Source organism: Allocatenococcus thiocycli (genome assembly GCF_921292965.1).
Classification (GTDB): Bacteria; Pseudomonadota; Gammaproteobacteria; order Enterobacterales; family Vibrionaceae; genus Vibrio; species Vibrio natriegens.
Genome location: NZ_CAKLCK010000001.1, coordinates 28771 through 53573 on the forward strand (window position 1 = coordinate 28771; position 24803 = coordinate 53573).

The 24803-nt window shown below is 44.2% G+C and carries 22 protein-coding genes; 12 read left to right on the forward strand and 10 right to left on the reverse strand.

Annotation, left to right across the window (positions count from 1 at the left end; genetic code table 11):
• Nucleotides 1–16 precede the first annotated feature (16 nt).
• From flgJ to L9Q40_RS00170, 4 genes are all read left to right on the forward strand, one after another.
• Nucleotides 17–961: a flagellar assembly peptidoglycan hydrolase FlgJ gene (flgJ, locus tag L9Q40_RS00155; protein WP_498791624.1), complete on the forward strand. Its 945-nt coding sequence runs from the start codon at nucleotides 17–19 to the stop codon at nucleotides 959–961.
• Between the two features lie 152 nt (nucleotides 962–1113).
• Complete coding sequence (gene flgK, locus L9Q40_RS00160) at nucleotides 1114–3054, forward strand: flagellar hook-associated protein FlgK (protein WP_498791625.1); 1941 nt, start codon at nucleotides 1114–1116, stop codon at nucleotides 3052–3054.
• 13 nt (nucleotides 3055–3067) lie between these two features.
• Nucleotides 3068–4261, forward strand: a complete 1194-nt coding sequence (flgL, locus tag L9Q40_RS00165; RefSeq protein WP_498791626.1) for a flagellar hook-associated protein FlgL — start codon at nucleotides 3068–3070, stop codon at nucleotides 4259–4261.
• A gap of 394 nt (nucleotides 4262–4655) precedes the next feature.
• On the forward strand, nucleotides 4656–5810 hold the full coding sequence (locus L9Q40_RS00170) for a flagellin (RefSeq protein ID WP_065296460.1): 1155 nt from the start codon (nucleotides 4656–4658) through the stop codon (nucleotides 5808–5810).
• A 484-nt stretch (nucleotides 5811–6294) separates the two neighbouring features.
• Here the strand turns inward: L9Q40_RS00170 and crr are convergent, their stop codons facing one another.
• The 5 genes from crr to cysZ all read right to left on the reverse strand — a co-directional run bounded on the left by crr (nucleotide 6295) and on the right by cysZ (nucleotide 11223).
• Complete coding sequence (gene crr, locus L9Q40_RS00175; RefSeq protein ID WP_014231102.1) at nucleotides 6295–6804, reverse strand: PTS glucose transporter subunit IIA; 510 nt, start codon at nucleotides 6802–6804, stop codon at nucleotides 6295–6297.
• Nucleotides 6805–6925: 121 nt separating this feature from the next.
• Entirely contained in the window at nucleotides 6926–8650 is a 1725-nt protein-coding gene (gene ptsI, locus L9Q40_RS00180; RefSeq protein WP_498791627.1) for a phosphoenolpyruvate-protein phosphotransferase PtsI, read from the reverse strand.
• A gap of 141 nt (nucleotides 8651–8791) precedes the next feature.
• Nucleotides 8792–9049 (reverse strand): HPr family phosphocarrier protein, encoded by a 258-nt coding sequence (locus L9Q40_RS00185; RefSeq protein WP_005382043.1) that lies wholly within the window; start codon nucleotides 9047–9049, stop codon nucleotides 8792–8794.
• A 297-nt stretch (nucleotides 9050–9346) separates the two neighbouring features.
• Entirely contained in the window at nucleotides 9347–10315 is a 969-nt protein-coding gene (gene cysK, locus L9Q40_RS00190; RefSeq protein WP_061778637.1) for a cysteine synthase A, read from the reverse strand.
• A 164-nt stretch (nucleotides 10316–10479) separates the two neighbouring features.
• Nucleotides 10480–11223, reverse strand: a complete 744-nt coding sequence (cysZ, locus tag L9Q40_RS00195) for a sulfate transporter CysZ (RefSeq protein ID WP_118119745.1) — start codon at nucleotides 11221–11223, stop codon at nucleotides 10480–10482.
• Nucleotides 11224–11473: 250 nt separating this feature from the next.
• On the opposite strand from cysZ, the gene zipA reads away from it, so the two are divergent.
• The 4 genes from zipA to L9Q40_RS00215 all read left to right on the forward strand — a co-directional run bounded on the left by zipA (nucleotide 11474) and on the right by L9Q40_RS00215 (nucleotide 16930).
• On the forward strand, nucleotides 11474–12415 hold the full coding sequence (zipA, locus tag L9Q40_RS00200; protein ID WP_498791628.1) for a cell division protein ZipA: 942 nt from the start codon (nucleotides 11474–11476) through the stop codon (nucleotides 12413–12415).
• Nucleotides 12416–12504: 89 nt separating this feature from the next.
• Nucleotides 12505–14517, forward strand: a complete 2013-nt coding sequence (gene ligA / locus L9Q40_RS00205) for an NAD-dependent DNA ligase LigA (RefSeq protein WP_498791629.1) — start codon at nucleotides 12505–12507, stop codon at nucleotides 14515–14517.
• Nucleotides 14518–15025: 508 nt separating this feature from the next.
• The gene (locus L9Q40_RS00210) at nucleotides 15026–16039 is read left to right on the forward strand and encodes a porin (protein WP_498791630.1); all 1014 of its coding nucleotides are present in this window, start codon (nucleotides 15026–15028) and stop codon (nucleotides 16037–16039) included.
• Between the two features lie 75 nt (nucleotides 16040–16114).
• Complete coding sequence (locus L9Q40_RS00215) at nucleotides 16115–16930, forward strand: hypothetical protein (protein ID WP_498791631.1); 816 nt, start codon at nucleotides 16115–16117, stop codon at nucleotides 16928–16930.
• A gap of 547 nt (nucleotides 16931–17477) precedes the next feature.
• On the opposite strand, the gene L9Q40_RS00220 is transcribed toward L9Q40_RS00215, so the two are convergent.
• The 5 genes from L9Q40_RS00220 to L9Q40_RS00240 form a co-directional block, all read right to left on the reverse strand.
• Nucleotides 17478–17939, reverse strand: coding sequence for an NfeD family protein (locus L9Q40_RS00220; protein WP_065299246.1), 462 nt, complete (start codon nucleotides 17937–17939; stop codon nucleotides 17478–17480).
• Between the two features lie 9 nt (nucleotides 17940–17948).
• Nucleotides 17949–18866 carry an SPFH domain-containing protein gene (locus tag L9Q40_RS00225; protein WP_014231112.1) on the reverse strand — a complete coding sequence of 306 codons (918 nt, stop codon included), beginning with the start codon at nucleotides 18864–18866 and terminating at the stop codon, nucleotides 17949–17951.
• Between the two features lie 156 nt (nucleotides 18867–19022).
• Complete coding sequence (locus L9Q40_RS00230) at nucleotides 19023–19877, reverse strand: co-chaperone YbbN (protein WP_330471256.1); 855 nt, start codon at nucleotides 19875–19877, stop codon at nucleotides 19023–19025.
• A 488-nt stretch (nucleotides 19878–20365) separates the two neighbouring features.
• Nucleotides 20366–21193, reverse strand: coding sequence for an SDR family oxidoreductase (locus L9Q40_RS00235; protein WP_239949881.1), 828 nt, complete (start codon nucleotides 21191–21193; stop codon nucleotides 20366–20368).
• 39 nt (nucleotides 21194–21232) lie between these two features.
• Nucleotides 21233–22150, reverse strand: coding sequence for a TIGR01777 family oxidoreductase (locus tag L9Q40_RS00240; RefSeq protein WP_434172002.1), 918 nt, complete (start codon nucleotides 22148–22150; stop codon nucleotides 21233–21235).
• A gap of 277 nt (nucleotides 22151–22427) precedes the next feature.
• On the opposite strand from L9Q40_RS00240, the gene L9Q40_RS00245 reads away from it, so the two are divergent.
• Genes L9Q40_RS00245 through L9Q40_RS00260 form a run of 4 tightly spaced genes read left to right on the forward strand, consistent with a single transcriptional unit; the run spans nucleotide 22428 to nucleotide 24688 of the window.
• Entirely contained in the window at nucleotides 22428–23162 is a 735-nt protein-coding gene (locus L9Q40_RS00245) for a DUF1538 domain-containing protein (RefSeq protein WP_014231116.1), read from the forward strand.
• A complete protein-coding gene (locus tag L9Q40_RS00250; protein ID WP_014231117.1) occupies nucleotides 23159–23950 on the forward strand; it encodes a DUF1538 domain-containing protein in 792 nt (263 codons plus the stop codon). Before L9Q40_RS00245 ends, L9Q40_RS00250 begins: the two co-directional genes overlap by 4 nt.
• Nucleotides 23940–24290, forward strand: a complete 351-nt coding sequence (locus tag L9Q40_RS00255; protein ID WP_014231118.1) for a P-II family nitrogen regulator — start codon at nucleotides 23940–23942, stop codon at nucleotides 24288–24290. Before L9Q40_RS00250 ends, L9Q40_RS00255 begins: the two co-directional genes overlap by 11 nt.
• Complete coding sequence (locus tag L9Q40_RS00260; protein WP_014231119.1) at nucleotides 24287–24688, forward strand: CBS domain-containing protein; 402 nt, start codon at nucleotides 24287–24289, stop codon at nucleotides 24686–24688. Before L9Q40_RS00255 ends, L9Q40_RS00260 begins: the two co-directional genes overlap by 4 nt.
• Nucleotides 24689–24803: the final 115 nt, after the last annotated feature.

The window sequence follows — 24803 nt, forward strand, 5'->3', positions numbered from 1 at the left end:
TCGTTAGGAGGCGGCAATGATTAAGAATCCTAACGATATCGGCTTTATCCACGACATCAGCTCACTTGATACTCTAAGACAAAAAGCCGTCAAAGAAGGCAAAGATGGTGAGCACGAAGCCTTGCGTGCAGCAGCGCGTCAGTTCGAATCCATTTTTACTTCAATGATGCTCAAGTCGATGCGTGAAGCAAACGAAGGTTTCGAGTCGAATTTCATGAACAGTCAGAACGAAAAGTTTTACCGTCAGATGTTGGACGAGCAGATGGCAAGTGAACTGAGTGCTTCGGGCTCAATGGGGCTCGCAGATATGATTGTCGCTCAGCTGACAGCAGGACAGGGCAGCGATAAGAATGAAACCGCTGTGCGTGATGCGGCAAATAATGCCGTGGAGTATCGCCGTGTTGACCCGAAAAAAGCACGTGAAACCGAACAACGTTTGATTGATTCTGGCGAGTTAGAACGTCCAAACCGTACTGTAGCTAACATTCAAGCACCGACTCGATTTGACTCTCCAGAATCTTTTGTCAGTTCAATGATGCCTTATGCAGAAAAGGCAGCTAAAGCGTTAGGGGTTGAGCCATCTCTGCTTCTTGCTCAAGCCGCGTTAGAAACAGGCTGGGGACAAAAAGTAGTTAAGAACGCACATGGTAGCAGCAACAATCTGTTTAATATCAAAGCGGATCGCAGTTGGCAGGGGGAGAAAGTCACCACTCAGACATTAGAGTTTCATGACAATACGCCAGTGAAAGAAACGGCCGCGTTCCGCTCGTACTCAAGCTACCAAGACAGCTTCAACGATTACGTTCGATTCTTAAACGATAATCCGCGTTATGAGGCCGCTCTGCAAAGACGTGGCGATTCCGAATCATTCATTCGTGACATTCAACATGCTGGTTACGCCACTGACCCTGACTACGCGGATAAAGTTTTGCAAGTGCAGCAGAAAATAGAAAGCATGTAGTCCCTCGTTGTTTTTCTCATCTTTAAGGCTTGCCATTGTGCAAGCCTTTATTTTATCGATAGTTCCTACTTGTTTCTTTGCTTGGCATACCTTTTGCTTTGTTTGTGTAGTCAATCGGACTTTTACCGATTTTTTCGTTTTTGGGGGCATGTATGGCGTCAGATCTTCTGAATGTAGGTACTCAAAGTGTGCTTACCGCTCAGAGACAATTGAATACCACTGGTCATAACATTTCTAATGTTAATACAGAGGGTTATAGCCGTCAGTCTGTTGTTCAAGGCACTAACGATCCGCGTCAGTTTGGCGGAGCCACTTATGGCATGGGCGTGCATGTGGAAAATGTTCGCCGCTCTTGGGATCAGTTTGCCGTTAATGAACTCAATATGGCATCGACCAACAATGCCAACAAAACCGATACCCAAGATAATCTCGACATGCTGTCAGGCATGCTGAGCTCGGTTGCCTCGAAGAAGATCCCTGAAAACCTCAATGAATGGTTTGATGCGGTTAAAACCATGTCTGACACTCCAAATGATTTAGGCGCGCGTAAAGTGGTGCTTGAGAAGTCAAAGATCTTTTCTGACACATTGAACGATTTCCATGAAACGGTTCGATTACAGTCTGATGTAACCAACAAGAAGTTGGATATGGGGATAGAGCGCATTAACCAGATCGCGCTGGAGATTCGCGATACTCACCGTCTAATGATGCGTACTCCGGGGCCGCACAATGATCTGATGGACCAACATGAGAAGCTGATTAAGGAACTGTCTGAATACACCAAGGTCACGGTTACCCCGCGCAAAAATGCGGAAGGGTTTAACGTCCACATTGGTAATGGCCACACTTTAGTCTCAGGCACCGAAGCCAGTCAGTTAAAAATGATTGATGGATATCCAGACGTTCTCCAGCGACGTTTGGCGATGGTGGAAGGTGGCGGCATCAAGGCGATTCAATCAGACGACATCGACGGAAAAATGGGCGCTCTACTCAATATGCGTGACCAGCACATTCCACGGTTACTCGATGAGATGGGCCGATTGGCTACCGGTTTTTCATACAAAGTGAATCAGTTGCAATCCCAAGGTTTGGATCTCAATGGCAAAATTGGTAAAGAGGTATTTACCGATATTAACTCGGAGTTGGTTGCACAATCACGAGTGTTCGCCGCGCCTGACTCTCAGGCAGAAGTCGCGGTTTATGTGGATGATATCTCGGCACTCAAAGGCGGGGAATATACGTTGCGCTATGATGGCGACCAGTACAGCGTCACGACCCCTAAGGGTGAGCAGCTTAAGCTGGATATCGATCAGTCGGATTCTTCATTCGTGTTGGACGGTATGAACGTTCAAATTGGTGAAGGCCTTGCCACTGGCGAACGTGTACTTTTACGTCCTACCCGCAGCGGTGCCGCCATCATTAAAATGGAAACCAACGACGCAAAATCCATTGCGGCGCAAAGCTATGAAGCGTCTACCACGTTTGCTCAAGGCAGCGCTAAATTCAAAATTCATGAAGCCGGTGACGTTAGAGAGTTTGAGGTGACGGTACAGCCTGCGGACGAAAAACACGACAAAGCGTGGCTAAAAATTACCGATAACAAAGGCAATTTGTTGTCCGATAAGTACGACTATCCGTTGGATAAAGACAATCCAATCATCGAAATTTCAGTGCCGAAGAACCATCCGTTGTATAAAAATGGTGATGCAACGATCTTTGAACTCACCGAAGGCGCACTGCTGAACGACAAATTTACGGCCAACTTAGTACCGTCTCCAGGTGGCAATGGCAACTTGAGGAAAATGCAGCAGTTGCAGACTGACAAAATGATGGATGGCAAGTCGAGCACTCTGATTGATGTTTACCACAATCTAAATACCGAGGTGGGGCTGAAATCGGCAACGGCTAACCGTTTGGCATCGGTTGCTCAGCTGGAACATGAATCCGCACAAGAACGTGTAGCGTCCATTTCTGGCGTCAACCTAGATGAAGAAGCCGCCAACATGATGAAATTTCAGCAGGCTTATATGGCGTCGTCACGTGTGATGCAGGCGGCGAATGATACCTTCAACACCATTTTACAACTGAGGTAAGGAGAAGAAATAAGTGTTAACCCGAATTTCTAGTTTCCATAACTATCAGTCCGTACAAAATGACTTGCGCCGCCAGGAGAACAAGGTTCATCACAATCAAGAACAACTTGCATCGGGTAAGAAGTTGCTTAAGCCAAGTGATGACCCTTTGGCTGCGCATTACGTTCAGAATATTGGTCAGCAGCAAGAGCAAATACAGCATTATTTAAGCTCGATAACTTTGGTACGTAATCGACTAGAAAACCACGAAGTGAACATCGCCAACGCAGAGAGTTACGCTGACGAATCAAAACGTCTCACGATGGAAATGATTAACGGTGCGCTCTCTGTCGAGGACAGGCAAGCCAAAAAGCGTGAACTGGAAGAAATTGCCAATAACTTTCTGAGCTTGGTGAATGCGCAAGATGAGTCGGGGAATTATGTATTTGCCGGTACAAAGTCGAAAAGTCAGCCTTTTTATCGCGACAAAGACGGCAGTGTGCAGTACGCCGGTGATGACTATCAGCGCAAGATGAAAGTATCCAGCATGCTTGAGATGCCGATGAACGACCCTGGCAGCAAATTGTTTATGGAAATCCCTAACCCGTTTGGTGATTATCAGCCGAATTACGAGTTGCAGAACGGTTCAGAGTTGTTGTTAGGCAAAGCTACCAATGCTGACACAGAAGATACGGCTTCTTACCGGGTGACATTTGTTGATATGAATAACGGTAAGTTTGGCTATCAGTTAGAGCGTAATGGTTCGGTCGTTAAAGCGGATGAATTTTCACCTGAGAAAGGCATTGAGTACAAAGAGTTAAAAATGCAGGTAAAAGGGCAGATTACGCCCGGCGACAGCATTGGTATTGAAAAGCGTGAATCTTTCAATATTTTCGACACCTTTAAGCAAGCCATGTCATGGTCTGAACAATCTGTTTCGGATACATCCTCGACAGCGAAATTACATCAAATGACCGAAGAATTTCAGGCGGCGTTTATTCATCTCAACAAGGCGCGCACCGATGTCGGGGCAAGGTTAAGTACTCTTGATATTCAGGAGCAAAACCACGAAGACTTTAATCTGTCGCTGGCCAAGGCAAAGAGCAATTTTGAAGATTTAGATTACTCGAAAGCCGTGATTGAATTCAGTGAGAATTCACGTGCTTTACAAGCCTCACAACAAGCTTTTGGTAAAACCAAAGACCTAACGCTATTTAATTATATCTAGGTGCGATACTCAGCTTTATCTGAATGGTTTGGAAAGTTTTTAATGCCTTATGTGCCATGCCTTAAGTGCGAGAAATTTCCAATCAGCGTTAAGGTATTTGAGCGGCATATTGTTACCGAAAGCGGCAAACATACGTGACTCGTGTTCGCTACTGGGTGGATGGAGCAGGCGACTTTGTTGATGTAACTGATTGTTTCAAATTGGATTGTTGTTTAATTTTTATGTGACTTATAAGTTGGCATACAAATTGTATTGAGATTGTCAGTATGGATTTCTAAATTCTAAACCCTGCATCCAGGTAGATTTAGCGGGTAATTTTTACGGTCAGTGCTTATCCAAATGAGAGTAAAGCTGGCCGCTTCGCAAAAGCTTGCGAACTCAAAAGGAGAGCAAAATGGCTGTAACAGTTAGTACTAACGTCTCCGCGATGACCGCGCAGCGTTATTTAAACAAAGCGACTGACGAGTTAAATACTTCGATGGAGCGTTTATCTACAGGTCACAAGATTAACAGTGCGAAAGATGATGCGGCTGGTTTACAGATCTCGAACCGTCTTACTGCGCAATCTCGTGGTCTGGATGTGGCTATGCGTAACGCGAACGATGGTATTTCGATTGCGCAGACGGCTGAAGGTGCGATGAATGAAGCCTCATCCGTGATGCAACGTATGCGCGATCTTGCGATTCAATCATCGAACGGAACTAACTCTCCGGCAGAGCGCCAAGCGATTAACCAAGAATCTTCAGCTCTGATTGATGAGTTAAACCGAATTGCAGAAACGACCTCTTTCGGTGGCCGTCGTCTACTTAACGGCTCATTTGGTGACGCGGCATTCCAGATAGGTGCTAGCTCGGGTGAAGCCATGATCATGGGCCTCACCAGTATCCGTGCTGACGATACGCGTATGGGTGGCGTAACCTTCTTCTCTGAATCTGGTAAGGGCAAAGATTGGAGTGTCGATCCGACTAAAGCAGATCTCAACATTACCCTGCCGGGTATGGGCAAGGATGAGAACGGAAATGTTGATGATCTAGACATTAGCATTACGGCTAAAGCGGGTGATGACATTGAAGAGCTTGCGACGTATATCAACGGCCAGTCTGATATGATTAACGCGTCAGTGAGCGAAGATGGCAAGCTACAGATTTTTGTGGCTCATCCAAATGTTCAAGGCGATATTTCTATCTCCGGTGGTCTCGCATCTGAGTTAGGCTTAAACAGCGAACCAGTGAGAACATCGGTACAAGATATTGATATGACGACGGTTCAGGGCTCTCAGAACGCCATTTCTGTATTGGATTCTGCGCTGAAGTATGTCGACTCGCAACGTGCTGATTTAGGCGCGAAACAGAACCGTTTGAGCCACAGTATCAATAACCTGGCGAACATCCAGGAAAATGTTGACGCTTCAAACAGCCGAATTAAAGATACTGATTTTGCGAAAGAAACCACGCAAATGACTAAAGCACAAATTTTGCAACAGGCAGGTACATCGATTCTTGCTCAAGCGAAACAGTTGCCAAACTCTGCAATGACACTATTGCAGTAGTTTATCGAGCCTGTATTCAACATATCCAGACGTGGATACGAGTACGGGCTTTTGGCAAGCAACTTTATAACAGAATGAGCGGCTCTCTCATCTCTCACCTGCCAATCATTTTCAATGTAAAGTTGCACCCGGTATGCCGGAAATGTGTTCATTTCTCTTGATCTCCACATAGGCTCTGGCAACCAACCTAGCCCCAGTTCTCTCAAAGGAAAAGGGGCTTTTTCTTTTCCCTCTCTTCTAAGTCCAATCAAAACAAGTGCGTACTATTCTCTGGTTAACATCTCTGTCAGTCGCGATATCAATGTGTAGTGTGATTGGTTGCGGAGGAGGCTATGGGGTATGAATATCTACAGTTTGATCTCAGCGCGAGAAGCTGACCATTTACTGTTCCAGTAGTCTGGAGTTACAGACCTGACGTAAATAGCAGGCAATAAAAAACGCTGCCATTTGGCAGCGTTTATCCGTGTTTGAACTTAAGTAATAATTACTTAGTTACACGTAGAACTGGAGTTTCACCAACAGTTACAGAACCAGAAAGCTTGTTCAGCTCTTTGATTTCGTCCATGTTAGAGATAACAACTGGAGTTAGCGTTGATTTCGCTTTCTCTTCAAGAAGAGCTAGATCGAATTCAATGATAGTGTCGCCAGCTTTAACTGATTGACCTTCTTCAGCGATACGTGTGAAGCCTTCGCCTTTAAGTTCAACTGTATCGATACCGAAGTGAACGAAAAGCTCAACACCGTCGTCAGACTCGATAGAGAATGCGTGGTTAGTTTCGAAGATCTTACCGATAGTACCGTTTACAGGAGCTACCATTTTGTCGCCTGCTGGCTTGATAGCAATACCGTCACCAACGATTTTCTCAGCGAAAACAACATCTGGCACATCTTCAATGTTTACGATTTCACCAGATAGTGGTGCGATGATTTCGATTGCACCAGCGTCAGCGCTGTCATCAGATACAAGCTTCTTAAGTTTGTCAAACAGACCCATTGTGTCATGCTCCTAAGGTTTAGTTTTATTCTGTCGAATTATAGTATACCAATATAGCTCATTAGACGACTTTTTTCGCCGTCTAATGGCCATTAAGTATTGAATTACTTGGTACTACGTATTACTGAACTTTCTCAGCAATGAACTTTTCAACGACTGCTTCAATCTCAGCAGCAGTTGGTAGAGAAAGTGCTTCTTCCGCCATTGCTTTCACTTCTGCGAAGTTAGAGTTACGGATAACTTTCTTCACTTTAGGGATTGAGATACCGCTCATAGAGAACTCATCCAGACCCATACCTAGAAGTAGCAGTGTTGCACGCTCATCACCTGCAAGCTCACCACACATACCAGTCCATTTACCTTCAGCGTGAGATGCATCAATAACTTGCTTGATCACAGTTAGTACCGCTGGTGATAGTGGGTTGTATAGGTGAGAAATCATCTCGTTACCACGGTCAACCGCTAGTGTGTACTGAGTCAGGTCGTTAGTACCGATAGAGAAGAATGACACTTCTTTCGCTAGGTGGTGCGCGATTGCAGCTGCTGCTGGAGTCTCAACCATTACACCGATTTCGATGTTTTCGTCGAAAGCAAGACCTTCAGCACGTAGTTCTGCTTTGTACTCTTCGATTGCTTTCTTAAGCTCACGGATTTCTTCAACAGAGATGATCATTGGGAACATGATACGTAGTTTGCCGTGTGCAGATGCACGTAGGATACCACGTAGCTGGTCACGAAGGATTTCACGACGATCCAAGCTGATACGTACTGCACGCCAGCCTAGGAACGGGTTCATCTCTTGAGGTAGATCCATGTATGGTAGATCTTTGTCGCCGCCGATATCCATAGTACGGATGATCACAGCTTGACCGTTCATTGCTTCCGCAACTTCTTTGTACGCTTGGTACTGTTCGTCTTCAGTTGGTAGCGCAGTACGGTCCATAAATAGGAATTCTGTACGGTACAGACCAACGCCTTCACCACCGTTACGGATGATGCCGTCACAGTCTTTAACTGTACCGATGTTGCCGCAAACTTCTACACGGTGACCGTCAGTCGTTTCTGCGTGCAGATCTTTCAGTTTAGCTAGCTCTTCTTTTTCAGCTAGGAATGCCGCTTTAACTGCTTTCGCTTCTTCTACTTCAGCTTCAGATGGGTTAACAAGAATCTTGTTGTTCATCGCGTCAAGAATCAGCATGTCGCCGTTCTTAACTTGTTTAGTGATGTCGTTAGTACCAACGATAGCTGGTAGCTCAAGAGAGCGAGCCATGATTGAAGTGTGCGAAGTACGACCACCGATATCACAAGCAAAACCAAGAACGTAGTCTAGGTTAATTTGCGCTGTTTCAGATGGAGTTAGGTCGTAAGCAACCAGGATAACTTCTTCATTGATGTCGCTTAGCGAAACAATGTTGATGCCTAGTGCGTTCTTAACAAAACGAGAACCGATATCACGGATGTCAGTTGCACGTTCTTTCAGGTATTCGTCGTCTAGAGACTCAAGAGCGCATGCTTGCTCTTCGATAACGGTGTGGATAGCGTTATCTGCAGTCAGCTTGTCGTTTTTGATTAGTGCTAGGATTTCTTCTTCTAGCTCTTCGTCTTCAAGAAGCATGATGTGACCTTCAAAGATCGCTTCTTTTTCTTCACCAAACGTTTCAAGCGCTTTTTGCTTGATAGTTTCTAGTTGAGCGGAAGATTTTTCACGAGCGTCGAAGAAACGCTGAACTTCAGCTTCTACTTGATCATCAGAAATAGTGTTTGTGTTTAGGACAATTTCATCTTCTTGAAGTAGTAGTGCTTTACCGATTGCAATACCAGGAGATGCTAGGATGCCTGAAATCATAGCCTTACCTTAAGTTTGGTCAACTTTATAAAACGGGAGAATAATGGGTGTGCTAACGAATAGTTTTAGCTTAGTTTTGAGCCTATTTCCAACAAAGCCATTTTGTTTTCACAAAATGGCTTTTGGAGTAGGTGACACCGATTAGTGTAGCTGGTCCATTAGAGCAACTAGGTGATCAACTGCTTGTTGAGCTTGTGGGCCTTCAGCAGAGATAGTTACTTGAGTACCTTTTACTAGGCCTAGTGTTTGTAGTTTGAATAGGCTCTTCGCGCTAGCGCTTTTACCGTTAGAAGTCACAGTGATGTCTGCATCGAATGCTTTCGCTTCTTTTACAAACTGTGCAGCTGGACGAGTGTGAAGACCGTTTTCTGCTGTGATTTCTACTTGCTTCTCGTACATGTGATATACCCCAATAAATGTATTTTTTTGTTAGTAGTGACTAGTTTGAGCTTAACTGCTTTATACCTTGTGCGCTAGCACGGGAGAGTTCAAAGCGCGTTAGTTCTGATACTAGTCAAAAGATTTGCGATTGCGCAACTGTTTGCGTGCGTAATCACTTTGAAACCTTTTTGTGTTCTGCTTCTTTATTTTGAAGCTAGAAATAAAACGCCCTGATATTACCAAAGGTGGGGCAGGGATCAACAAAAAAGCCCCTGAACGGGGCTTTTTTAGACGAAAAATTGATTTGAACACATATTACTGTTCGTTCTCTTTTTCCGTAAAGATGCCAGCAAACAGTGCTGTACTTAGGTAACGTTCACCAGAGCTTGGTAGAATTGTTACGATAGTTTTTCCTTCAAATTCAGGAAGTTCTGCAATGCGGTTCGCTGCTACTACTGCCGCACCAGAAGAGATACCAGCAAGGATACCTTCCTCTTCCATTAGACGGCGAGCCATCTCAATCGCTTCTTCAGAAGTCACTGGCTCAACACGGTCTAAAAGCTCTAAATCTAGGTTGCCTGGGATGAAACCTGCGCCGATACCTTGAATTTTATGTGGTGCTGGTTGGATTTCTTCGCCTGCTAGCGCTTGTGCAATCACTGGTGATTCTGCAGGTTCTACAGCAACAGAAGTGATCGCTTTGCCTTTTTCGCCTTTGATGTAACGGCTTGTACCTGTAATCGTACCGCCAGTACCAACACCGGCTACAAGCACATCGATTTCACCGTCAGTTGCTTCCCAGATTTCTGGGCCAGTCGTCTTCTCGTGAATCTCTGGGTTCGCTGGGTTGTTGAACTGTTGAAGAAGTAGGTACTTGTCTGGGTTGCTAGCAACGATTTCTTCTGCTTTAGCAATCGCACCTTTCATGCCTTTTGCCGCTTCAGTCAGCTCTAGGTTTGCACCAAGTGCTTTAAGTAGCTTACGACGCTCTAGGCTCATAGATTCAGGCATTGTCAAAGTCAGTTTGTAACCGCGAGCCGCTGCTACGAACGCTAATGCGATACCTGTGTTACCACTGGTTGGTTCTACTAGCTCTACGCCTGGCTTAAGTTTGCCTGACTTTTCTGCATCCCAAATCATGTTCGCACCGATACGGCACTTAACACTGAAGCTTGGGTTACGCGCTTCGATTTTTGCTAGAACGTTGCCTTTGCTCACTTTGTTTAAGCGAACTAGGGGAGTGTTACCAATAGTAAGAGAGTTATCTTCGTAGATCTTGCTCATAGTTATGTTCCTTCATTACACGTTTTGTGAATATAGTTAGAAGAATATTCGGTCTAAAAAAAAGGGAAAAGGATTAAAAAGTTATATCTTATTAGGTTGTCCAGATTTCAGCTAGGGAACCGGGAAAAGCAGATGCCTTTCCCGTGCTTCAGGGAAAGCATAGCTTATCTTTGGTGCTTGAACTCAGCGACCCACATTGCAGTCGCACCGCATATCGCAACGGGCATGACGATAAGGTTCAAAATTGGGATGGTGGTGAACACAGAAACAAGAACGCCAAACCCATAAGCTTTGCCTTGTTTTTGTTTCAATTTGTAACGCATATCGTTGAATGGAATTTTGTGGTTATCAAACGGGTAATCACAGTACTGGATAGCTAACATCCAGGCTGTAAAGATGAACCAAAGGATTGGACCAACCGTTTGACCGAGCGCGGGTATCAACAGTAGCAAAAATAAACCAATCGCTTTAGGCAGCACATAAAGCAGTTTACGCCACTCTCGTGCTAAGACTCGAGGAACATCTTTAATCACAGCAGTGAAGCCGTCATCATTGATTTTTTGTCCGGTCAGGTATTCTTCTACTTTCTCAGCCAGCAGTCCGTTGAACGGCGCGGCGATAAAGTTTGCTAAAGTACTAAAGAAATACGAGAACGTGGCAAGTATGGTTAGCGCGAGCAGAGGCCAAAGCACATAAGTTAGCCAGGATAGAAACTCTGGCAATTGACCAATCCAGTTCTCAATCCATACATTTAGGTGAGAGAACAGATAAAAAATGGCACCACCGACAAGGAGAACGTTCGCTAATAGTGGTAATACAACAAAGCGTCTGATCTTTGGAGATAGTGCTAGCTTTATTCCATACAGGAAATAACCGAATCCGGTTCTTGGCTGATTGTTTAGCGTCATATCCATTTCGTGTTGAGAGAAAGAAAACTCATTGTACCTGTCGCGACTTTTCTTTCAATGCCTTAACAAAAGGCCTCTCGTAAAGTGGAATCGTGGCAAGAATCACAACAAAAAAGTGAACTTCTTGCATTAAGTTGTTCTAAACCTCCATATAGTTTTGGTAAAGTAAACGTATCATTCAGAATAATTACACTTGGGTTGCTGCTCAAGGAACTGCGAGTAGTACAAACAAGTATATTGAGAGTAAATAATGCAGGAATTGCGATTCGTACTCATTGTTGTTGGCGTTTTAGCCATTGCGGCATTACTGTTTCATGGTTTATGGAGCAGTAAGAAGGAAGGCAAAGCGAAATTTGGTAACAAGCCTCTGGGTAAATTAGAGGTTGACCAAGGGGATGCAGATTCAGTAGAGCAAGAGCGAAGCTTCGCCTCTGCTCCTGAAGACGATTTTGAAATTATTCGTAAAGACCGTAAAGAACCAGACTTCGGTATGGACAATGCGTTTGATTCGAAGTTTGAGGCGGATCCTTTGCTTGGCGGTGTCCCGGAAGACAAGCCATTTAAGCAAGAGCCGGAAGAGATCCCTTCATTTGTTGCGCAGAAGAGTCATGATGACGACGTCGTAGTTCAAGAACCTGTGATGCAAGAGCCAGTTCAGCCAGTAGTTGAGGAAACGGTACCTTCAGCGTTTGAAGAACCGCAGACTGAAATGCATGTCGCAGAGCAACCTGCAGCAGTTTCTGAGCCGCAAGAAGAGCCTAAACCTGAACCAGAAATGCAGGTGATTGTTCTCAATGTGCATTGTGCGGGCGAAGAACCATTCGTTGGCACTGAGCTATTTGATAGCATGAAGCAAAATGGCCTTATTTATGGCGAGATGGATATCTTCCATCGACACGTTGATCTGTCGGGTAACGGAAAAGTGTTGTTCAGCGTTGCTAATATGATGCAGCCGGGAACCTTAGAGCATGGAGACCCTGCGGAGTTTACGACTAAAGGCATCTCATTCTTTATGACGCTACCTTGTTTTGGTGAAGCGGAACAGAACTTCAACCTGATGCTTCGTACAGCACAACAGATTGCTGACGACATGGGAGGTAATGTTCTTGATGACCAAAGAAACTTGATGACTCCTGACCGATTAGCAGCTTATCGACGTCAAATAGTTGAGTTTAAGACGGCGAACGCATAATCTAAACACCAATTTTTAAAAGGGCTCCGGTTGGAGCCCTTTTTCTTCGATTCCCAACCTCATCGATTGACAACACACGGGGCTTTAATATGTCTGAATCAGTACTTCAACGACTAGAAGAATTAAAAGAGTCGTTGCATTACCACGCCGTTCGTTACTACGTGGAAGATAACCCAGAGATTCCGGATGCTGAATATGATCGACTCATGCGTGAATTGCTGGATATTGAAGCTCAACACCCAGACCTAGTGACAGTAGATTCGCCTAGCCAGCGTGTTGGTGGAAAACCTTTATCTGAATTTAGCGAAGTTAAGCATGAAGTTCCGATGTTGTCATTAGACAATGCCTTTGACGACAGTGAGCTGGACAGCTTCCACAAACGAGCACAAGACAGAGTTGGCAATCAAAGTGTTAAACAATACTGTTGTGAGCCAAAACTGGATGGCTTAGCAGTAAGCCTATTGTACGAAAACGGTGTTCTCGTCCAGGCCGCGACGCGTGGTGACGGTACTACCGGTGAAAACATTACTGAAAACGTTCGTACCATCAACGCCATCCCTCTCAAATTAAGAGGCAATGATTGGCCTGAGCGTCTTGAAGTTCGTGGTGAAGTTTTCATGCCTAAGGCGGGTTTTGAAAAACTCAACGAACTGGCTCGTCAAAAGGGAGACAAAGTTTTTGTTAACCCTCGTAATGCCGCAGCTGGTAGCTTACGTCAGTTAGATTCACGTGTTACCGCTTCACGCCCACTTAGTTTCTATGCCTACAGTGTGGGCGTTGTTCAGGGAGCGGAATTAGCGCCGAGTCACTATGAACGCTTTCTGCAAATTAAGTCATGGGGGCTGCCAATGTGTCCTGAGACTAAGCGTGTAGATAGCCTGACGGATGTCAAAGCGTACTACCAAGATATTTTACAGCGACGTGATGCTTTGCCATATGAGATTGATGGCGTCGTTATAAAAATCGACGATATTGCGATCCAAGAAAGACTGGGCTTCGTTGCTCGAGCTCCTCGCTGGGCTATTGCTTATAAGTTCCCGGCGCAGGAAGAAATCACTACATTGAATGATGTGGAATTTCAGGTAGGGCGTACTGGTGCGATTACGCCAGTCGCTAAACTTGAACCTGTTTTTGTCGGTGGTGTGACGGTAAGTAATGCTACTCTGCATAACGCTGATGAAATTGAACGTCTTCAAGTGAAAATCGGTGATCAAGTTGTGATCCGCCGTGCTGGTGACGTGATCCCCCAAGTTGTCTCTGTGATCCGCGAGCGTCGTCCAGAAAACGCGCGCGAGATTGTGTTTCCATCGCTCTGCCCTGTTTGCGATTCGCATGTCGAACGTATTGAGGGAGAGGCCGTGACTCGCTGTACGGGGGGGTTGGTTTGCCAAGCGCAGCGTAAACAAGCGCTCAAGCATTTCGTGTCGCGTAAAGCGTTAGATGTCGATGGTCTTGGCGATAAAGTGATAGAACAGCTTGTTGATCGAGAAATGGTCGAAACTCCAGCGGATCTGTTTAAGTTGTCTGCAGGCATTTTGACGGTTTTAGAGCGTATGGGGCCAAAATCAGCGCAGAACATTGTAAATGCTTTAGACAAGTCGAAGTTAACCACATTACCTCGCTTTTTATACTCACTAGGCATTCGAGAAGTCGGCGAAGCGACAGCCGCTAACTTAGCGCAGCATTTCAAAACGCTAGAAGCGATTCAGGTTGCGACAGAAGAACAGTTGATTGAAGTTCAGGACATTGGCGTCATTGTTGCCAAGCATATCACCACCTTCTTTGGTGAAGAGCAAAACCAAGCAGTAGTGAAAGACTTACTAGAGCAAGGTATTCACTGGCCAGAAATTAGTGCTCCTGAGCAAGGTGTTGAACTGCCGTTAGAAGGCAAAACGGTTGTACTAACTGGTACTCTTTCTCAACTAGGGCGATCCGAAGCAAAAGAGGCACTACAGGCGCTGGGTGCTAAAGTTACCGGCAGTGTTTCGAAGAAAACGGATATTTTATTCGCAGGTGAAAATGCGGGTTCTAAATTAGCAAAAGCGCAAGACTTGGGAATTGAAATTAAAACCGAACAAGACTTACTCGACTTAATGAATTAAGTTTATCCAAAACCTAAATACCTTTCTAATAAGCCCCAGTAGCTAAGCTTCTGGGGCTTTTTAATGCCTCTTATTAAGTTCTAATATTTCTATTATTAGAGTGATTTAATCTTTTCAGTGATCAAGATCTCCCCTTTGCGGATTGAAATTGTTTTGTTTCATACTCTGCGAGGCACTTCATGTTGAGTTTTTTGGTTTTATTTAAATTATTGATTTATAAAATTATTTTCCTTTATTGATGTAAGGGTTGTAAAAGTAAGATCTGGATCAATAACTTATATGGAACTTTGTTGTGGCTCATATTTTTTTAGAAAAAAAATAAGTTCCATTTGGATGTTTTTAGTCGCGAAGTTAGTCTTAATAACGTGTTATACACGGTGTGTATGCAGGAACTAAAAAAAGCCCAGTTAGAAATAACGAAGCTTTACCACGAAATTACTTCTCTCCTTCGGCGGCCAACTAAAGGTGAGATAAAAAAACAGCTATATCTATTTTTAGGAGTTTATCCATGGACAAAATTTTAAAACGCACGTTATTAGGTGCTGCAGTAGCTCTAGCTTCAACTGGTGCAGTAGCAAGTGGTTCTGAATCTTCACAAGTTGGTGTGCTTTCAGATTTCAACGTACAAGCGTACGGTGTTGCTGCAATTTCTGCTTTTTATCAAGAAGACAGTAATGGCTACGATTACGAAAACGAATCACGTATCGGCTTCCGTGCAAGCAAGGATATGTTTGATAATCTAAACGTATTCATGCAGATTGAATCTGGTTATGTTGGTGAGGACGGTAAAGGTTCCACTTTAGGTGCTCGCGACACATTCCTTGGATTACAAGGTGATTGGGGTAAAGTACGTTTTGGTCGTATGTTGACGCCATTATATGAAATCGTTGACTGGCCTTACTCAAACCCAGGTCTAGGTCGTGTATTTGACTGGGGTGGAGACGTTAAAGCACATTACGATCGTAAAGGCGATATCGCTCGTTATGACTCTCCAGCGCTTGGCGGACTGACGTTGAACTTCTCTGTAGGTCGTGGCGATACAGGTACTAAGAGCTCAAACCATGTAGGTGCAGCAGCGCACTACAACTTCTCTGATGTGGTTACTGTTCACGCTGGTGTAGAGTCTAACTCTAAGTACGGTGGTTCAGATATTGATTCAACAGCATACATTGTAGGTTTTGAACTTCCACTTCCTGCTGGCTTCGGTCTAGCTGGTGCATATAAGTACAGCGAAGGTGAGTCAAAGCATGCTGCGTATGAAGGTCAAGAGGCTGAACAGGGTCAGTACTCTCTGATTGGTCAGTACTGGAATGGCCCATGGGGTGTTAAAGTAGGCTACGCATTTAACGACGAATCAGAAGTTGATAATGTGAAACTTAGTGATGATGATGAAGTACTATCTGGCCAGCTGATGTACGTACACAATGGTTTTGTACCTTACGTTCGCGTTGGTCAACATGACGCATACAACGCTAAAGACAAAACAATGTTTGTTCGTGTTGGTTTAGAATACGGTTTCTAAGCCACTTTATAAATTGCCTTTCTTTAGGTTCTACGCCAGCATACTTGCTGGCGTATTTTATTAAGGATCAAGAATATGAAAATATTAAGACGTCTGTTCCTGCTACCAGTTGCAATAGGAACAGTTGGCTGCAGTACACTCGACACCTCAAGTGAGTATTCTGATGCAGTCAAAAGCATTAAAGAAAGAAGCAATTATGTAGAGGTATACGCAAAGTCAATCACACCAGATACAAAAGCTTTAGTTGGTGCAGATTTAGTTAAATCTGAGCTAACTTATATATCCGTGCATAATAAAGGGGCCAAGCCGCTCTCCAACCAATCAAATATTGATATGGCGGTAACCTATTTCAAAAACTATGACAGCTTTAACTCGGTTGATATGCATGGGAAGGTTCAGGCACTTGAAAACTTCAGACCAATTTCCGAAACATGTACAGAGCACTGTACTGTTACTCAGTGGATTCGCTTTCCGTTCAGCGAACAAACACTAAATCAGTTTGATGGCAGTGATGTAACATTTACAATTTCTTCTGGTAAAAAGAATACTGTTGAGGTTGTTGTTCCAAAAGCGTATTTCGAGGCTATTGAGCAAGAAGGGCGTGCAACTGCCGCAGGAAATACAGCGGTCCTGGTGAGTACTTCATCTGCTAACGCGGCAAGTATTAATCCAACAAATGATAGTAAGTCTATTGAAATGGTACGCTATTGGTACAAAAAGGCGTCACTACAAGAACAAGAGTTGTTCGCTCAATTTGCAGTAAAAAATAGAAAAAGTGTACAGAGTTTAGAAGCATCTGATTCACAAAGCTATAATATGCTCCAATACTGGTACTCAGAAGCAAGTAAAGAAGAACGCTCAGAAATACTTAACTGGATAATAAATCAGTAAATATTTAAGTGAAGCCCCTTTAGATGGGGCTTCACATATAATTAGTTAACATTTCCGTCCATATGCTTACATATTAATATAGGGATGTACTTCGTTTCTCCATTAGGCAGGCTACATTCAACCAAAGGACCTGTGGCAGAGCTTCCTACGTTAGTTCCGCTTTGCACAGATGCAAAGATATTCGCGGAAAATAACACGAAAACGGCTAATAAGAATAAGCGTTTCATAATACCACCTCTTAAATAAATATAAGCATCGTACGGCTGTGCTTATTACCTAAGTATGTATCCAGTCTAGAAAAGATCAAAAAATAATTATTAGATGTTTATTTTTTATTTAAAATTAGTTTTCGTGATTAAAATAATTAAGTTTATATCTATTTGAATTAATTGTTTATTATAATGTTCATTTATTTTTCGTATGAGAGTATATTGAAAGTAATATCGGACTTTATTTTTATTCGTAATTTAAATAAAGATATGAAATAAAAGAAGTAGTGAGGGGGAATAATAATGGAGCCATGTAAGCTCCATTATTTTGACATAAATTAATCATCAACAGGTTCGATGACTAAAATAATACCCTTTACAGCAACGATTTTTACTCTAGTCCCCGCAGGAAGGGCCTGGTCACTTTGGGCAGACCAGGTGGTATCTGCAACATGGATTCTATTCACTCCAACAGAGAAGTCTTCGTCTATTGTGAGAGTTTGTCCGATCAGTTGCTTGTACTTCTGATTTAGATCTCTGGATAAATCATCTTGTTCGTCGTTTTTCCATTGACGTCTCCACCACAACCAAGTGGTGACAAGGCTGAACGTGGCAAAAGACAACCATTGTAGCTGCCAGCTAATCGGCATCAGAGACAATAAAATACCAACCAACAGGGCAGACAGACCAAGCCAGAGAAAATATCCCGCGGTTCCGAGTAATTCTACAGCAAGTAGACCAAACCCCAGTGCGAGCCAATGCCAAAAGGTGATCCCATCAAGTAAGCTTATAAAATCCATAGGCAGGTCTTATTCTTTGTTTTGTTGTTTAAACATTTCAGCAATACCTGCAACGGATCCCATTAGCCCCGTTGCTTCCAGAGGTAGCATGATGATCTTACCGTTTTCAGCTTGTCCAATGCTCTTAATTGCGTCTGTGTAGCCCTGAGCGATAAAGTAATTCACAGCTTGCATGTCACCTTTTGCTATTGCTTCAGAAACCATGTAGGTCGCTTTGGCTTCTGCCTGAGCAGCGCGTTCACGAGCTTCTGCATGAAGAATAGCAGACTGCTTTTCGCCTTCAGCTTTCAGTATTTGTGATTGCTTGTGGCCTTCTGCTTTTAGGATCTCGGCTTGACGAACGCCCTCCGCTTCCAGGATTTCTGCACGTTTGTTCCGCTCGGCTTTCATTTGGGCGTTCATCGCGGCGGTCAGATCAGCTGGTGGCTGTACATCCTTTATCTCAATACGCGTCACTTTTACACCCCAAGGGTTGGTAGCCTGGTCAACAATGAGCAGGAGCTTTGAGTTGATCATATCGCGTTGGCTGAGCATCTCATCGAGTTCCATTGAGCCTAATACAGTACGAATATTAGTGAGAGTGAGGTTTCTAATCGCATGCTCCAGGTCGTTAACTTCATAGGCAGCTTTTGCGGCATCGACGACTTGTACGAAACAGACGGCATCAATAGTGACATTGGCGTTATCTTTACTAATAACCTCTTGTGCCGGGATATCTAATACGCGCTCCATCATACTTATTTTATGACCAACACGATCGATGAAAGGGATGATTAAATTTAACCCGGGTTTGAGTGTGTGGGTATAACGTCCAAATCGCTCAACGGTCCAGTTGCTCCCCTGAGGAACGGTTTTTATCGCGGATGAAAGAATAATAATGGCAAGGACAACAAAAATACCGATAGTAATCAACGAATCAATTGGCATGGAATATTCCCTTAAATGCATAAAGTCTGATTCATTTTTACTCATTTATCACGATTAGACAATTTAAGAAGTGAGAACAGGTGAAGTAGTTTGATGTGAGACAAAATAAAGGCCGAAATACTCCGGCCTTTATCTCAAATCTATATTTTGACGAACTTAGTATAAAATCGAGTACAGTTGACGGCGGTACTTACCCGCTAAAGCATTTCCTTGACCTAACGCGCTAAGAATATCCATAAAGGTTTTCTTCACTTCGCCATCCTGAGCACCTAAGTTCACCTTAAGAATGTTCCAAAGGAGTTCTAATGCTTCTTCATCACGACCAACTTGGTTGTACTGAACGGCTAACTCACACGCCAATTCCAGGTTGTCTGCATTTGCTGCGTACTCTTGTTCTAAGCGTTGAAGTTCTGGGCTGTCAGCCGCTTGAAGATGCAATTCTAGCTTAGCGATTAAGCCCTTGTAGTAATTATCCTGATACTCAAGTGGAATAGATCCTAATAGCTCTTGAGCAACATCAAACTGTTTCGTTTCCAACAAGCAATCTGCCGTAGCAAGTTTGACATCGCCACGAGATTGCAGCTCTGCAGGCAGTGTGTGGATGATACTCAGAGCCTCTGCGTGCTTACCTTGTGCCAATAGTTCAGTAACTTGTTTAAGTAGTTGCTCATCTGGGCTTGGCAGGTGCTTTTGAAGCATGGCTGCGATGGCGTCTATCGGTTGAGGACCACCTAATCCATCGACAGCTTGACCATTAATAAACAATGCAATCGTCGGAAGTACCTGAACGCCAAACTGAGACGCTAAGGCTGGCTGGTCTTCACAGTTAAGTAGAGCAAGGGTAAAAGCACCATTGTACTGTTGAGCAAGAGTTTGTAACTCAGGGAGTATTTGTGCGCTTTCTGGCTGAGCATTAGCCCAAAAGTGGATCAGAACGGGCGTGTTCATTGATCCTTCAAGCGTTTCGCGAAAGTTCTGTTCTGTGATCTCAACGATAAATGGGGATTGCATCAGAGTATCCTTGCTTTTGTTTCTTGTCGTTGCTTGTAGATATGGAGTTGATTTAGTGGAAAATCAAGCAGTATCGCTAAATAACATCGAGATGTATGAATTGGTGAGATTTAGATTGCGTAGAAAGGAAAAACGCTGCCCAAGCAGCGCTGTCCTAATAGCGTATTAAAGTGGCGATTCCTGCACTGTGATTATCGTTTTTATTATGCAGGGTGTGGTATCAGAATAGGATGAACAAGGTCACCACTACACCCACACTAAGCCAGTTAAGCTGATTTAATGTCATTATTGTCTCGCATTGGAACAAAGTATTGCTACAAAACAGATCGGGTGGCGATACCAAATCTAATCAAACCTGTACACAAAATGCGTTCATTTTGGCGTGAGGTTTGCCTAGATATTGATTCGAACAGGTGAGGTTTTTTTAACCTACATGTTCATAATGACATCACATTGTTACGATGAAATTACACTACGACAAAAGAATTTTATGCTGCTTGTCGCAAAATTTTATCGAGCAGTCGAGCTGGTAACACCCGCTTCAACACTGCGAACAGCTTGGTTGGTGTGGTAATACGGTAACGGATTTTGGGTGAATCGCTGGTGAGTGCATGTAGTACCGGGTCAATACATGCTTCTGCTGGTAGCACAAACTTATTGTTTGATTTGTCATTATCCAGGCGCTGTTTCTGAGCTTCATAGGCGACGCGATGTGGACTGGATTCTGTGTCGATCCACTTTTCGAAGGCGGCAAGCGCATTTTGTCTAAATTGAGTTTCTATAGGGCCCGGCTCTATAAGCGCAACTTTGATATTGGTGTCGGCCAGTTCAAGTCTTAAGGTGTCTGTCCAACCTTCCAGAGCAAACTTTGACGCATTATAAGCCCCGCGATATTTCATTGCGGCAAAGCCAAGTACTGAGCTGTTTTGAATGATGCGGCCTTCGCCATGGGCGCGCATGTGTGGAAGAATCTCTTGTACCAGTTGATGCCAGCCGAAAAAGTTGGTTTGGAATTGAGCTTTGAGCGCTTCGGTTGGAAGGTCTTCTAACGCTCCTGGCTGACCGTATGCGCCGTTGTTAAACAAAGCGTACAGTTTCCCCTGAGCTAAACTTATCGCCTGCTCAGCGCCTTGCGTGATGCTGATGGGGTCATTGAGGTCGAGTTGTATGCAGGTTAAGCCCTCGGCCTGCAGTCGCTGGACATCGTCAGGGTTTCTGCATGAGGCAATAACATTAAAGCCTTGTGCTTTCAGGGCATGAGCGCACACATAACCAATACCGGTTGAGCAACCAGTGATAAGAATCGACTTGTTCATAAATTAAGCTCAGAATAAACGTATATTAACGTTTATCATTCAACAGCTTCGCTCATGAAGCAAGTGCTTAAGTGCGGGTTCAATTCTCGAATAGCTGAACTGGAAATCCAATTCTGTCAGTTTTTTCGGTTTTGCTCTAATGCTGTCAAACAACAGACAAGCTGATTCTCCCATCACCAACTCCATGAGCCACTGAGGTGTGAACAGTATGTGCGGTCGTTTCAGGGTTTTTGCTAATGTCGCACTGAAAATGCGATTGCTTACTGGATGCGGGGCACACATGTTAAATGCGCCATGGGCATGAGGGGTATTCAGTAAATACATGATGGCACGCACCATGTCCAGGATATGAATCCAGGGCAGGTATTGGTTGCCGTTTCCAAGTGGTCCGCCTAATCCTAGCTTATAAGGGAGTAACATTTTTGCCAAAGCGCCACCGTTAGGGCCGAGAACCACGCCAGTCCGCAATAAACACACCCGTGTATCCTCGGATTCTGCACGTTTAGCAATCTGTTCCCATTTTTCGCAAACAAGGTGCGTAAACGCTTCACTGTTAACATGAAGGCATTCATCAAAAGGGTGCTCTTGTTGGTCGCCATAATAGCCCACAGCCGATCCACTAATGAACACGGATGGTGGCTTTGTGCTCGCATGGATAAGCTCGACAATTTGTTCGGTTATTTTCCAGCGACTTTTACAAATTTTGTCCTTCTGTTTTTGAGTCCAACGCTTATCTGCGATTGGTTCGCCCGCGAGATTGATGATCGCGTCAATATGATTAAGATCGGCAAGTTGGTCAAGAGAGTCTATATATTCAATATTACCGACATCAGCATGCTGAAGATGCTGTTTCGCTTTTTGTGGTGAACGCGTTAATAGCACCACGTGATGAGTGGTGAGTAGCTTGAGCAACTCAGAGCCAATAAATCCTGTTCCGCCTGTTAATAATATCTTCATGGCGTCTCATTGAATGACAAAAACATGAAAACATTATAGTCACTTTGTTTGCTGCATGATCATATTCTCCCGTGTATTCGCCGTAAATCTCCATTCGATTAGAAAGCTTTTGCTCCGCACCAACTTCACATATTGAAAAATTGTAACTAGTTGTTATTGGTGACATTGGTTCCTTCACATTTGCATCAAGAATTTTATGTCAGACTGATATGAGTCGGTTAAATCATTTCAGTTAATTATCGCTAGATTATTCAAAAGCATTCAATAAGGAGAAGATATGGAAGCATTTATTGCTCTTTTTCGAGCCCTCCTTAATAGTGCGCGCGATCTGATGCCCATTGTCCTAGTCATCACCTTTTTTCAGCTGGTGGTATTACAGGAACCTTTGCCTAACCTAGTCTCTATTCTTTTTGGTTTACTGCTTGTCGTACTAGGATTGACGTTTTTTATTTTTGGATTAGAGCTTGGTCTTTTTCCGATAGGCGAGAGCATGGCTCAGGCGTTTGCGAAAAAAGGCAGCGTTTTTTGGCTTTTAGTTTTTGCGTTTTGTTTAGGGTTTGGCACCACAATTGCCGAGCCTGCACTGACTGCCGTTGCAGATAAAGCTGCTCGGGTGGCGGCCGAGGGAGGAATGATTAACAACTCGGAGTTGGCGATCCAGGAGTATGGTACTGGGCTTCGGGTAACTGTGGCGTTGTCTGTCGGCATCGCTATTGTGGTTGGTGTACTTCGGATTCTGAAAGGCTGGCCTATCCATTACATGATCATAGGTGGGTATGTGGGCGTCGTAGTGTTAACTTGGTTTGCACCTGAGTCGATTATTGGCGTGGCATACGACTCGGGAGGAGTAACGACATCGACGATCACCGTTCCATTGGTGACCGCGCTCGGAGTCGGTCTCGCTTCAGCAATTAAAGGACGTAACCCCATGGTCGATGGATTTGGATTGATTGCTTTTGCCTCGTTGCTGCCAATGATGTTTGTCATGGTTTATGGGATGGTCGTGGCATGATTTCGTTCGAGCACTTTTTTGACACGCTTCTATCCACCATTCGCGATGTTATCCCAATTGCTGCCATCATTTTTGGTTTTCAACTCGCGGTACTTCGCCGTCCGGTGAATAACCTCAGAAAAGTGCTGTTTGGTTTTGCCTACGTCATTTTGGGTTTGTCCCTGTTCTTGCTCGGGTTGGAAATGGCATTGTTTCCGCTTGGCGAAACCATGGCGGTACAACTTACTACTCCGGATTTTGTCAGAGAGTTCAAAGTATCAGTAGGGCAGCAACTGGAGTGGATCGACTATTATTGGGTGTACACCTTCGCATTTTTTATTGGTTTCAGTACAACGATTGCAGAGCCGTCATTAATTGCGGTGGCAATCAAGGCGAATCAAGTTTCCGGTGGCAGTATTAGCGTGAATGGTCTGCGTGTCGCGGTTGCATTAGGTGTGGCGATTGGTATTGCATTGGGCAGTTACCGGATTGTTGTCGGGGACCCTATTCACTATTACATCATGGCTGGTTACATCGTAGTCGTCGCCCAGACCTTTTATGCCCCTCAGATGATCGTCCCTTTGGCTTATGACTCTGGCGGTGTGACGACATCGACTGTTACTGTACCGCTCGTGACCGCTCTGGGATTAGGCCTGGCGTCTACTGTGCCCGGGAGAAACCCTATGATAGATGGCTTTGGTTTGATTGCCTTTGCCAGTTTGTTTCCGATGATATCCGTCATGGGATATGCGCAAATTACTCAATGGCTTAATAAAGACACCTCGGAGGACGAAGAAAATGCGCTTTAAATTGATACTTGCGTTTGTTGAGGATGCCAGAACAGATAAGGTACTTGATGCTGCTCGGGATGCTGGAGCAACGGGTGCTACGGTAATTAATAATGCTCGAGGGCAAGGGTTAAACCAGAAGCGAACTTTTTTTGGATTGACCTTGGAAGTACAAAAAGATGTTCTGCTGTTTGTGGTCGAGGAGCATCTCTCTCGACACATTTTAGAAACCATCAGCGATGTCGGTGAATTTGACAAGGAATCCGGACAGGGCATTGCGATTCAAATTGATATTGAAGATGCGGTCGGCGTCGCCCATCAGGTAGAGACATTGGCTAAGGTTGTAGAGGACGAGTTATGAGTAATCAGGCAATAGTACGGGTTCGAGACGTCATGGCTGCAACTTACGTTATGGTAGATGGGCTGATGACGGTGTACGAAGGGATTACACTAGCCAAAAAATATCAAGTGAAAGCGCTGGTGGTTAAAAAGCGCGATGACAATGATGAATTCGGCATAGTATTAATGAATGATATTGCCAAAAAAGTGCTGGCGAATAACCGTGCACCTCAACGAACCAATATTTATGAGATTATGACCAAGCCAGCTCTGTGTGTTGGGCCGGACATGAACGTGAAATATTGCGCCAGATTGTTTGAACGGTTTGGTATTAGTCGTGCTCCGGTTATTGAAGACGGCGAGGTGATTGGTATGGTCAGTTACAACAATATCGTAATCAATGGCATGGTAAGAGATTAAGTCGAAAGGTAAATCGAGGCTCAGCTTTACTTCTCTCAGATCGGCGACAGTTATCCATCTATAATGCATTGATTACTTGTGATGTTGCATATGTGTCCGTTGGCACTTATCCTTT